Genomic DNA, 8,805 nt, shown 5'->3' on the forward strand with positions numbered 1-8,805 from the left:
GTCACGTACGGCTACTGTCCAGCGTTTGTCCAGGGCTGTACATGGTGTACGTGGGCGGGGGTTGACGACGGGTGGGAGGTTCGCGGATGAGCGAGGCGACGGAGGGTGACGGGTGGGAGGTCGACCCGGATGACGAGCAGGGGGCCGCTGTTGTGGCCACGGCCGGGCGGCAGTTGCGGAGTTGGCGGGAGTCAGCGGGGCTGAAGGTTCCGGAGTTCGCGGAGGCGATGGGATACGGCGAGGGGATCGTTTACAAGGTCGAGGGCGGTAAGCGGATTCCTCGCCCGGAGTACCTGGACCGGGCCGATGAGGTGCTGGGGGCCCGCGGGATCGTCGCCGGGCTCAAGGAGGATCTGCGGGAGGTCCGATACCCGAAGAAGGTGCGGGACCTGGCACGGATGGAGGCCCGGGCCGTCGATATCCAGTGGTACGGCGCGCATGACATCCATGGCCTGTTGCAGACCGAGGACTACATGAGGGCGCTCTTCGAGATGCGGCAGCCCGCGTACACGGCCGCTGAGGTAGATCGCGTGACCGCCGCACGGATGGACCGTCAGTCGGTCATCGCGAAGGAACCCGCTCCGGCACTGAGTTTCGTGCTGGAAGAGGTCGCTCTACGACGCCCGCTCGGGGGCAAGATGGTGCTGCGCGGGCAACTCCAACGCCTGCTGGAACTGGCGCAGTTGCCGAATGTGTCCCTGCAGGTCATGCCTATCGACCGGGAGGAGCACGCTGGAGTCGACGGAAGCATCACGGTATTGCGGTTCGGGGACGGCACAGCCATCGGACGCTCACCGGGCGTCGCTTCGGGGCGCCCCGTCGACGACCCGAAACATCTCCGGGTCCTCGAACTGCGGTATGGCATGATCCGGGCCCAGGCTCTCACCCCGAGGGAGTCGCGGGCCTTCACCGAGCAACTGCTGGGAGAGACATGAAGCGCAAGGCACTGGACTGGCGCAAGAGCAGCTACAGCAGCAACGGCAGCGAGGGGGATTGCGTCGAGGTCGCCCACGCCCCCGGCGCCACCCACATCCGCGACTCCAAGAACACCTCCGGGCCCCAGCTCACCGTGGGCGCGCTCGCCTGGGCCCGCTTTCTGGAACGGCTGTGAATTCGCCGGGGCCGGAAGACTGGCGCAAGAGCAGTTACAGCAGCAACGGTAGCGAGGGGGACTGCATAGAGGTCGCCCACACCCCCGGCGCGACCCATATCCGGGACTCCAAGACCCCGGGCCGCGCCCACCTCACCGTCACTCCCAGGGCCTGGTCCGCGTTCATCGGCGCGGTAGCGCATTAGCCTGCGAACTCCGTCAGGTCGATCGCGTACAGGCGGAAGCCGTCCGTCTCGCCGGTTCGGGTCAGGCCCAGTTTGCCGAGCACCTTCGGTGATGACGTGTCGCCGTCCCGGACCGCCGCGACCACACGGTCGATCCCGCGGTCCTGGAGGGCGAACTCCAAGGACGCCTGCGCCGCCTCCGAGGCGTAGCCCTGGCCCCAGAACTGTCGGCCGAGCCGCCACTGGATGCCGATGTGGCCGGCGATCTGGGGCGGGGCGACGGGAACGTACAGGCCGACCGCGCCCGCGAGCTCGCCGGAGCCGAGGAGTTCGACGGCGAAGACGCCGAAGCCCTCGTCGTCCCATTCGTCCTCCCATCGCTCGATGTCCTCGGCGGTCTCGTCGAGGGAGCGGGGCGCACCGTCACCGATGTGGCTCATGACGGCGGGGTCGGACTGGATGTCGGCGAGGGGCGCGAGGTCGTCGTCGGGGGACCAGCGGCGCAGGAGGAGCCGGGGCGTACGGATCTCGGTCATGGCGTCCATCCTGCGCCATCGGCGAGCGGCACGGTGGGCGGCCCCGCCCATGCTGTCATTCCGGTGCGGGCCGGGGCTGGGGCCGTACGTGTTCCACCGGCGGTGGTGCGGAGGGTTCCCGTGCTTCCCTCGGGCGGTGCGGCATCAGTTCCTGCACTGTTGCCTCGCGGGCCCGGACGAGTGGCAGTGGGTGCTGCTCGCCCGGGGCCGGTAACTCCCGACGTGTGTCCTGGCGCTCGTCGGGGCGGTCGGGGAAGCGGAGGAGGCGGCCGGGGCTCGTGTCCTGGCCCTCGTCGAGTTCATGGCCGCCCGGCCGGCCGACCTCGTCGCCGACCGCGCGCGCATGCTCCTGCCAGCCTTCCCTGAACCATTCGAGCTGTCCCCGCTCGACCTCGGCGGCGGTGAGGATGCGTACGCCGTCGGCCCCGGCCTCCCGTACCTTCTGGCCCAGCTCGATGAGCAGGCCGCTCAACTGCTCAGCCACGTTGTCCTGTTGGGCGCTGCCCCCGCTGCGCTCGGCCTCGGCAGAGTCGCAGCGCGTGTGCGCCGATGCCCCTGCCTCGCTTTCCTCCAGCCCCATCTGTGCGCTCCCCTGATGCCGCCCCACCCCCCGGGGCCCTGCTTGCTCAGTCCCCCGCCGACGGCAGGAACTGCCTTGCCACTTTGACGAATGTCTCCCTCAACTCCGGCGGGACGCCCATTCTGCGGGCCGCCTCCTCCGGGCTGAGGAGCTTTTCGTCCGCTGGGCTATTCCCCTGGTGGGCGCCGCTAACCGGGCCGCCGAGCGGAAGATCCTCGGCCGTCAGCCGGCCGGAGCGGATCAACATGTCCCGCAGCGGGATGCCGAGAACCAGGGCCAGGCGCCGCATGGTCTCCAGGTCCGGCATGCTCTGGCGCTGGAGCAGTCGGCTGACCGCCGCCCGGTGCACGCCCGCGTCGTCGGCGAGCCGGGACCTGCCACCGCCGCGCGGGCTGTCGATGTCATAGCCGCGCTGGCGCAACAGCGTCTCGACCCATGTGGCGAACTCGTCGAGCGTGTCGGCACCCTTGGGTCGTCCGCGCGCGCCGTCGTCACGGAAACCCTGGTCGTCGTGGGCTCTCGCCCCTGCACTACCGGCCATTCGATGGCTCTCCCCTCGTCGCGGGGACAGCGTACCGATCGCGCTCGCACCATAGGTGATCGCACGCGCGCGCAATCCTTGAGCGCCATTGCCGGCGCCTCCGTCCAGGGCATCGCTCCGACTCCCGTCATCACTCCCGTGCCACCGATCTCGCTTGCGTGCGCGCTCGCACCATGCGACTCTGAGCGCGCGTTCGCAACTCTCGAACGTATGTTCCCATAAGCGGGGAGGCGCTGCACGTGTCCCGACCGACGACTTCCGCCCTTTCTCCTGCCAAGACGGCTCTGAGCAGGGGTTTCCTCGTCTCCGATGACGAACTCGACTGGCGCAGGACCGCCGCCTGCGCCTCGCTGCCCGCCCACCGGGTATTCGTACGAACCATGCCGGAGGCCAGTGACGCGTTGCGCGCATGCAACGAGTGCCCGATCCGCGCGGAGTGCGAGGCGATCGTCGACCCTGCCCACTCTTGGTTCGACGGCGTCTGCGGCGGCCGGCTCTACCGCAACGGGCGCGCCGTCACCCTCACGACGGACGCGACGGGTGCAACGGACGCGACAGGCGCGACGGAGGTGACCGCCGCATGACGACGCGACGTACACCGGCATCCGGTGCCACCGGCAGCCGTCTGTGGATCTCCACCCTCATCCGTCAGTTCCCCGAGCTGGTCGAGGAGCTGGTCCCGAGCACGGGCGGCCGCCTCCGCGAACGCCCCGGTCCGTCGTCCGGTTCCGGCGGCGGCGCCGCACCCGTGCGCCTGTACGTCTCCGATGCCGTACGCGACATCACCGACGGCGTCTGCGAACTCGAAGAGGCCGTACGGGAACGGCTCGGCCTGCGCCCCGTCCCCGCCGCCCCCGTCCCGGTCCGGCTGCGCCGCATCGCCGGGCTCCTCGACCGCGTCGACGCCGACCCCGTACTCGCCGCGCACGTCGAGGAGGAGACCCGGCGCATGGCCCACCGGTGCGCCCGCGTCCTCGGCGATACCGAACAGATGGTGCGGCTGCCCGGCCGGTGCCCGCGCTGCGACTCCGTGTCGCTGCGCGCGTTCCCGGAACGGGCGGAGGTGCGGTGCGTGAACCCGGCGTGCCGCCACGTACTGGAGGAGCAGCAGCCATGAACAGCCCGGGTACTCCCCTCATCACCGCCGACCTCGCAGCCCTCGAAGCGGGCGTCGTCCCCGCCACCATCCGCAAGTGGGTCCAGCTCGGCCATCTGCGCGCCGCTGGACGACAGGGACGCAGGTCGCTGTTCCGCCTGGAGGACGTGTTCGCCGCGGAGCGGATCGCCCGCGGCCGTCAGTAAGCGCTCCGCCGCCCGTCAAGAGGCCCCACCGCTAACCGCCCAGAGCCCGGCGCACGAAGCCGGGTCTCTTCTCCGGCGGCTGAGCGGGCCGGGCCTCTTTGGCGTGGAAGAGGCGGGCCACGGAGACGCGGAAGAAGATCGTGCGGGTGTACGGCTTGGGGGCGTCGGTGGGCCACCGCTCCTCGGACAGCTCCACCAGCCAGCTCGTGTCGGACAGCTCGAAGACGAGCCGGCCGACGTGCGGTGCGTCCCAGCCGCGCGGGGCCCACATGCCGGAGACGACCTCCGCCCTGATCAGCGCCGCCGTTCGGTCCCCGTCGACGTGCTGCTTCTCCTTCAGCTCCCATGCCCCATCCAAGTAACCGGAGCCGGCCTCGATGAGCACATACCACTGGTCGCTCGCCGTCATGAATCCCCCCGTAGCCGCAGGTAACCGCCGTTCACACTAGGCGAGTTGCGCGATCCGCACCCCCCGATCACACTTGAAGCAGCGGCAGAGCTGCGCCCGGAACTCAGAGGCGCGGACCTGCCGCTTCGTGTTGCCCGGACCCCTCGTCGCCGTGGCGGTCCGAAGCGAGCGTGCGGGCCCGCGCGTACAGCCACACCACACCCGACTCCCCTTTTGACGGGAGCTTTCATGTGTCCGTACTGAACTTTCCCGACGTCGAGCGCCTCGTCGTCGACTTCCTGAAGAACCGGGCCGAGATGGCGGGCGTGACCGTCGACAACCGGCCGCCCTCCGGGTTCGACGGCACCCAGAAGGTCGTTCTCGTCTCGCGCACCGGCGGGACCTGGATCGACGACCTCTACCTCGACCACCCCGTGGTCGACGTGGAGGCGTACGCCGCCGACAAGACGGCCGCCCACACCATCGCGCTCGCCGCCCGTGCCTGCGTGCACGAGTTGCAGGGCACGGCCTACGGCTCGGCGGTCGTCACCGACGTCGCCGAGGTCGAGGGACCGCGCTGGCTGCCCGACTACAACCGGCCGGCCGCCAGCCGCTACCTCACCCGCCTCCAGCTCTCGATCCGCCCCGCCTGACCCACCGCTCCCGAAGGAGTTCCTCCATGGCCAGTCCCAACACCAGCGCCCAGATCCGCGTCGCCGGCACCGGCAAGGTGCTCGTCGCCAAGTACGGCGCGACCCCGGCCGTCACCGTCCCCGCCGACACCAAGGCGGCCTGGTCCGCCGACTGGACCGAGCTGGGCTACACCTCCACCGACGGCGTCAAGCTCGCCAAGAAGGACAAGATCGACCAGGTCGACGGCTGGCAGTCGGTGAGCGCCCTGCGCTACATCCACTCCGACCGCGAGCTGACGCTCAAGTTCCAGCTCCTGCAGATCAACAAGGCGACGCTGCCGTTCTTCATGGGCGGCGGCGCGACCAGCGCCGTCACCGCGACCGGCGCGGAGGCGGGCACCTTCAAGTACGACCTCGCCACCAACCCGACCCCGGACGAGCGCATGCTCGGCTTCGAGTTCTCCGACACGAAGAACGGCGTCCCGGTCGTCTACCGGCTCATCGTGCCGCGCGGCCAGGTGACGGACACCGAGGAGATCTCGATGACCCGCACCGGGGCCATCAAGCTCGGCGTCACCTTCACCGCCTACGCCCAGGACGACACGACGCTGCCGCTGGCCACGTGGCTGATGAAGGACGACTCGTACGCGTAAACCGGCAGGTCACAGCCGTACCGGCGGGTTACGCACTGCGGCCCGGCGCATTTCCGCGCCGGGCCGCCCCTCGCTCTCCCACCCCCGACTTCCCCGAACGGAGCACCTCATGCCCGGATTCGACGTGAACGCCGCCCGTGCCCAGCGCCTCGAAGCGCTCGGCCGCGCCTGGACCTTCCGGATCGACGATGACGCCTTCGAGCTGCCGACCGAACTCAGCCGCGCCGTCGCCCGCAAGCTGCGCGCCCTCGACGACAACGACGTCGACGGCCTCCTCCAACTCCTGCTCGGCGAGCGGCAGTTCGCGCGGTTCGAGCAGCACGACGTCACCATGCAGGACATCGCCGCGATCCTGGAGGCGTACGGCAAGGAGACCGGGCTCGGCCTGGGGGAAGACTGAGCCTCGGCGAGCTCGTCGAAGAGCACGCCGAGGCCATCGAGGCCGATCTGCTGCGCCACTATGGCGTTGATCTTCTTGATTGGTACCGGGGGCGGTTGTCGTCGCGGCGGCTTGCGGTGCTCATCCAGCATCTGCCGCAGGAAGCCGCCCTCACCCACGCTCTGCACGGTGAAGCCGCCGCTTGGGGCGTGACGGAACATCTGCTGGCGCACGTGGTCGACCGGCTGGCCGAGGCGAACTGGATGTTCGCCATGGTCAACCAGGGCGAGGACGGGGATCCGCCGGAGTTCCCGGAGCCACTGAAGCGGCCCGGCCAGCAAGACCCGGACACCGACGCCGCTGGTGTCGAATCCTCGTCGGCATCCGCCCTGCCCGGCCCGGAGGAACTGGTCCGCTTCTTCTCCTGAACGCCCGCGCCGACCCTAACCGAGCACAAGGGCGGTAACGGAGACGATGAGTATCGCGGAGGCGCCCACCATGAACGCGAGGGCGAGCCGCCCGGTCGACATCTCCTGCGGAGACTCGACGTTGGACAGATCTTTGGGGTCGTAGATCACCCTGAGCGATTCTCCCTCGCGTGCCGGTGGAAAAGCGAACGGGCCAAGCTCGGCCAACCTCTCTTTTCCTTCCGCCGGAAATTTAACTTTGAGAACAACATTTCCGGTGGACACGCCCACGGCATGCATACACCGCGCGGTGACCATCACCCCGCGAACCCGTAACGCTCGCCCGCGTCTGAAAGTACGCACCGCGCCATAAAGAAAAACGGCGCCCACAAGGGCGCCCACGATCGCTGCACCATTCATTTTCCCCACCCACAAGAGACCCGGTAAAGAACCGGGCAACACTATCGGGCCCGTGAATCACCCTGTCAAGGGGGCAGCATGGCGAACCACACCGTCGACGACGTTTACCAGGAAGTCGCCGACATCAAGAAGAAGCTGGAAGAGAAGGGAAACGGCGTTTCCCAGACCTACATTGACAAGAAGTTCGAGGATGCGAAGGAGGACCCTTCACAGGGGGAGAACTGGGCAAAAGCATTGGGACTCGGCCTCGAAGATCTGGTCAAGACGTTCACGGACTTCAAGAGCACTTCGGTGGCTGCCTGGTCCGGGCTCGGTGCGGTCCTGGCCACCATCGCGGTGGGCACACTTGTCGATATGGACGCCGCCAAAAAGGCCGGCATGAAGAAGATCAATCTCGTCCACGACAAAAACGGTATGCCGCGCTCGGCGAAGAAAATGGCGGCGCGGGCCGAGGCCGAGCGGAACGCGCCACAAGCCCCCATCACCAGCATCGACACCGACCGTCTGAAGACCATGCGCAAAGCGTCGGTCGATCTGGCCCGCTCGCTTCACGATCTCACCGCGGACGTCAACAGGGCCGCTCAGGCGATCGCCTGACGTAAGGGGAGTCTCATGACACTCGCTCGTAGCTCCACCACAGCGGCAGGCAATCTCTCCCGCTTCCGTTCCGCGGCGACGCAGACCTCCTCCGCGGTGCGCCAACTGCGAAGTGCCGCCCAGGGCGCCTCCAACCCCGTCGCCAAGATCGGCAGCGGCGCCAACGGGGCCTCCACGTCGCTCACCAAGGCGAGTAGCGGCGCCAAGAACGCCGCGTCGGCGCTCACCAAGGTCGGCAGCGGCGCCAAGGACGCGTCCTCGTCGCTGGTCAAGTCCAAGACTGGCAGCGACAAGTTCAAGTCCTCCCTCGACAAGCTCAAGTCCTCCTCCGGCAAGGCCAACACCGCCCTGCGTGACGTGAAGCGGCAGTCCGACGCCGTCGAGAAGTCCGTGGGGAAGGCCGGGAAGACCGCGAGCAGTGGGGGCAAGTCGATGACCGGGCTCGGCAAGGGGCTCAAGGGGGCCACCCTTGCTCAGAAGGGGCTCAATACGGCCATGAAGGCCAATGCCCTCGGCCTTGTCATCTCGCTGCTCGCGCCGATCATCAGCCAGTTCATCAACATGGACAAGGTGTCGAAGGCGCTGGCCAGCGGCGTGAAGTGGGCCTGGAACGCCATCTCGGGCGCCATCAAGTCCCACGCCGGTCCCATCAAGAGTGTCATGAAGGGCCTGGTCAACGGGTTCACCGCGCTGCCCCGCGCCTACATCGGCGGCATCAACGCCATGATCCGCGGCCTGAACTCCATCCACGTCAAGATCCCGGGCTGGGTCCCGGTCGTCGGCGGCAAGGAGTTCGGGATCCATCTGCCGCAGATCCCGAACATCCCCACGCTCGCCGAGGGCGGCGTCGTCCAGGCCCGCTCCGGCGGCCGGCTCGCCCTGATCGGTGAGGGCGGCGAGAACGAGGCCGTCATCCCGCTGTCCAAGCTAGGCCGGATGCTGGGCCACCACCCGGGCAACGCCGCCTCGCTCGCCCGCCTCGCCGCCGCCGTCGAGGCGATGGCCGCGCGGCCGGTGCACGTCGCGGTGGACTCCCAGGTCATCGCCCGCGCCGTCCAGGTCGGACAGCGTCAGCTCGCCCGGAGGTGAGGAACA

At 68.8% G+C, this 8,805-nt stretch carries 17 protein-coding genes; 12 read left to right on the forward strand and 5 right to left on the reverse strand.

Annotated elements, in window-relative coordinates:
- Nucleotides 1-86 precede the first annotated feature (86 nt).
- The 3 genes from ABZ877_RS10745 to ABZ877_RS10755 are packed head-to-tail and all read left to right on the forward strand — an operon-like array spanning nt 87 to nt 1,296.
- Nucleotides 87-935 (forward strand): helix-turn-helix transcriptional regulator, encoded by an 849-nt coding sequence (locus ABZ877_RS10745; RefSeq protein ID WP_361067680.1) that lies wholly within the window; start codon nt 87-89, stop codon nt 933-935.
- Nucleotides 932-1,111 (forward strand): DUF397 domain-containing protein, encoded by a 180-nt coding sequence (locus ABZ877_RS10750; protein ID WP_361067683.1) that lies wholly within the window; start codon nt 932-934, stop codon nt 1,109-1,111. The genes ABZ877_RS10745 and ABZ877_RS10750 overlap by 4 nt, the downstream gene beginning before the upstream one ends.
- Nucleotides 1,108-1,296: a DUF397 domain-containing protein gene (locus ABZ877_RS10755; RefSeq protein ID WP_361067686.1), complete on the forward strand. Its 189-nt coding sequence runs from the start codon at nt 1,108-1,110 to the stop codon at nt 1,294-1,296. Before ABZ877_RS10750 ends, ABZ877_RS10755 begins: the two co-directional genes overlap by 4 nt.
- Here ABZ877_RS10755 and ABZ877_RS10760 read toward each other — a convergent pair.
- From ABZ877_RS10760 to ABZ877_RS10770, 3 genes are read right to left on the reverse strand one after another with little or no spacing between them, the layout of a single operon-like run.
- The gene (locus tag ABZ877_RS10760) at nt 1,293-1,811 is read right to left on the reverse strand and encodes a GNAT family N-acetyltransferase (RefSeq protein WP_361067689.1); all 519 of its coding nucleotides are present in this window, start codon (nt 1,809-1,811) and stop codon (nt 1,293-1,295) included. The genes ABZ877_RS10755 and ABZ877_RS10760 overlap by 4 nt on opposite strands.
- Before the next feature lie 55 nt (nt 1,812-1,866).
- Nucleotides 1,867-2,391, reverse strand: coding sequence for a hypothetical protein (locus ABZ877_RS10765; RefSeq protein ID WP_361067691.1), 525 nt, complete (start codon nt 2,389-2,391; stop codon nt 1,867-1,869).
- Between the two features lie 46 nt (nt 2,392-2,437).
- On the reverse strand, nt 2,438-2,932 hold the full coding sequence (locus ABZ877_RS10770) for a helix-turn-helix transcriptional regulator (RefSeq protein ID WP_361067694.1): 495 nt from the start codon (nt 2,930-2,932) through the stop codon (nt 2,438-2,440).
- Between the two features lie 239 nt (nt 2,933-3,171).
- On the opposite strand from ABZ877_RS10770, the gene ABZ877_RS10775 reads away from it, so the two are divergent.
- The 3 genes from ABZ877_RS10775 to ABZ877_RS10785 are packed head-to-tail and all read left to right on the forward strand — an operon-like array spanning nt 3,172 to nt 4,234.
- Nucleotides 3,172-3,516: a WhiB family transcriptional regulator gene (locus tag ABZ877_RS10775; protein WP_361067697.1), complete on the forward strand. Its 345-nt coding sequence runs from the start codon at nt 3,172-3,174 to the stop codon at nt 3,514-3,516.
- Entirely contained in the window at nt 3,513-4,049 is a 537-nt protein-coding gene (locus ABZ877_RS10780) for a hypothetical protein (RefSeq protein WP_361067700.1), read from the forward strand. Before ABZ877_RS10775 ends, ABZ877_RS10780 begins: the two co-directional genes overlap by 4 nt.
- Entirely contained in the window at nt 4,046-4,234 is a 189-nt protein-coding gene (locus ABZ877_RS10785; protein WP_361067703.1) for a hypothetical protein, read from the forward strand. Before ABZ877_RS10780 ends, ABZ877_RS10785 begins: the two co-directional genes overlap by 4 nt.
- 31 nt (nt 4,235-4,265) lie before the next feature.
- On the opposite strand, the gene ABZ877_RS10790 is transcribed toward ABZ877_RS10785, so the two are convergent.
- Nucleotides 4,266-4,643, reverse strand: coding sequence for a hypothetical protein (locus ABZ877_RS10790; RefSeq protein ID WP_361067706.1), 378 nt, complete (start codon nt 4,641-4,643; stop codon nt 4,266-4,268).
- A 230-nt stretch (nt 4,644-4,873) separates the two neighbouring features.
- Between ABZ877_RS10790 and ABZ877_RS10795 the strand changes: the two genes are divergently transcribed.
- The 4 genes from ABZ877_RS10795 to ABZ877_RS10810 all read left to right on the forward strand — a co-directional run bounded on the left by ABZ877_RS10795 (nt 4,874) and on the right by ABZ877_RS10810 (nt 6,714).
- Entirely contained in the window at nt 4,874-5,275 is a 402-nt protein-coding gene (locus ABZ877_RS10795) for a hypothetical protein (RefSeq protein ID WP_361067709.1), read from the forward strand.
- 26 nt (nt 5,276-5,301) lie between these two features.
- The gene (locus ABZ877_RS10800) at nt 5,302-5,907 is read left to right on the forward strand and encodes a phage tail protein (RefSeq protein ID WP_361067712.1); all 606 of its coding nucleotides are present in this window, start codon (nt 5,302-5,304) and stop codon (nt 5,905-5,907) included.
- A gap of 109 nt (nt 5,908-6,016) precedes the next feature.
- Nucleotides 6,017-6,307 carry a hypothetical protein gene (locus ABZ877_RS10805; RefSeq protein WP_361067714.1) on the forward strand — a complete coding sequence of 97 codons (291 nt, stop codon included), beginning with the start codon at nt 6,017-6,019 and terminating at the stop codon, nt 6,305-6,307.
- A 95-nt stretch (nt 6,308-6,402) separates the two neighbouring features.
- Complete coding sequence (locus ABZ877_RS10810) at nt 6,403-6,714, forward strand: hypothetical protein (RefSeq protein WP_361067717.1); 312 nt, start codon at nt 6,403-6,405, stop codon at nt 6,712-6,714.
- Between the two features lie 15 nt (nt 6,715-6,729).
- Here the strand turns inward: ABZ877_RS10810 and ABZ877_RS10815 are convergent, their stop codons facing one another.
- On the reverse strand, nt 6,730-6,864 hold the full coding sequence (locus ABZ877_RS10815) for a hypothetical protein (protein WP_361067720.1): 135 nt from the start codon (nt 6,862-6,864) through the stop codon (nt 6,730-6,732).
- Between the two features lie 327 nt (nt 6,865-7,191).
- Between ABZ877_RS10815 and ABZ877_RS10820 the strand changes: the two genes are divergently transcribed.
- Together ABZ877_RS10820 and ABZ877_RS10825 are read left to right on the forward strand one after the other, a co-directional pair.
- The gene (locus ABZ877_RS10820; protein ID WP_361067723.1) at nt 7,192-7,710 is read left to right on the forward strand and encodes a hypothetical protein; all 519 of its coding nucleotides are present in this window, start codon (nt 7,192-7,194) and stop codon (nt 7,708-7,710) included.
- A gap of 15 nt (nt 7,711-7,725) precedes the next feature.
- Nucleotides 7,726-8,799: a hypothetical protein gene (locus ABZ877_RS10825; RefSeq protein ID WP_361067726.1), complete on the forward strand. Its 1,074-nt coding sequence runs from the start codon at nt 7,726-7,728 to the stop codon at nt 8,797-8,799.
- Nucleotides 8,800-8,805 lie beyond the last annotated feature (6 nt).

It is taken from the genome of Streptomyces sp. NPDC046939, assembly GCF_040644575.1.
Lineage (GTDB): Bacteria > Actinomycetota > Actinomycetes > Streptomycetales > Streptomycetaceae > Streptomyces.

Bases quoted from the DNA above. Each gene is read 5' to 3' on its own strand.
- ABZ877_RS10745 (WP_361067680.1), top strand. From the start codon at position 87: ATGAGCGAGGCGACGGAGGGTGACGGGTGGGAGGTCGACCCGGATGAC.
- ABZ877_RS10750 (WP_361067683.1), top strand. From the start codon at position 932: ATGAAGCGCAAGGCACTGGACTGGCGCAAGAGCAGCTACAGCAGCAAC.
- ABZ877_RS10760 (WP_361067689.1), bottom strand. From the start codon at position 1,811: ATGACCGAGATCCGTACGCCCCGGCTCCTCCTGCGCCGCTGGTCCCCC.
- ABZ877_RS10765 (WP_361067691.1), bottom strand. From the start codon at position 2,391: ATGGGGCTGGAGGAAAGCGAGGCAGGGGCATCGGCGCACACGCGCTGC.
- ABZ877_RS10770 (WP_361067694.1), bottom strand. From the start codon at position 2,932: ATGGCCGGTAGTGCAGGGGCGAGAGCCCACGACGACCAGGGTTTCCGT.
- ABZ877_RS10780 (WP_361067700.1), top strand. From the start codon at position 3,513: ATGACGACGCGACGTACACCGGCATCCGGTGCCACCGGCAGCCGTCTG.
- ABZ877_RS10785 (WP_361067703.1), top strand. From the start codon at position 4,046: ATGAACAGCCCGGGTACTCCCCTCATCACCGCCGACCTCGCAGCCCTC.
- ABZ877_RS10790 (WP_361067706.1), bottom strand. From the start codon at position 4,643: ATGACGGCGAGCGACCAGTGGTATGTGCTCATCGAGGCCGGCTCCGGT.
- ABZ877_RS10800 (WP_361067712.1), top strand. From the start codon at position 5,302: ATGGCCAGTCCCAACACCAGCGCCCAGATCCGCGTCGCCGGCACCGGC.
- ABZ877_RS10805 (WP_361067714.1), top strand. From the start codon at position 6,017: ATGCCCGGATTCGACGTGAACGCCGCCCGTGCCCAGCGCCTCGAAGCG.
- ABZ877_RS10820 (WP_361067723.1), top strand. From the start codon at position 7,192: ATGGCGAACCACACCGTCGACGACGTTTACCAGGAAGTCGCCGACATC.
- ABZ877_RS10825 (WP_361067726.1), top strand. From the start codon at position 7,726: ATGACACTCGCTCGTAGCTCCACCACAGCGGCAGGCAATCTCTCCCGC.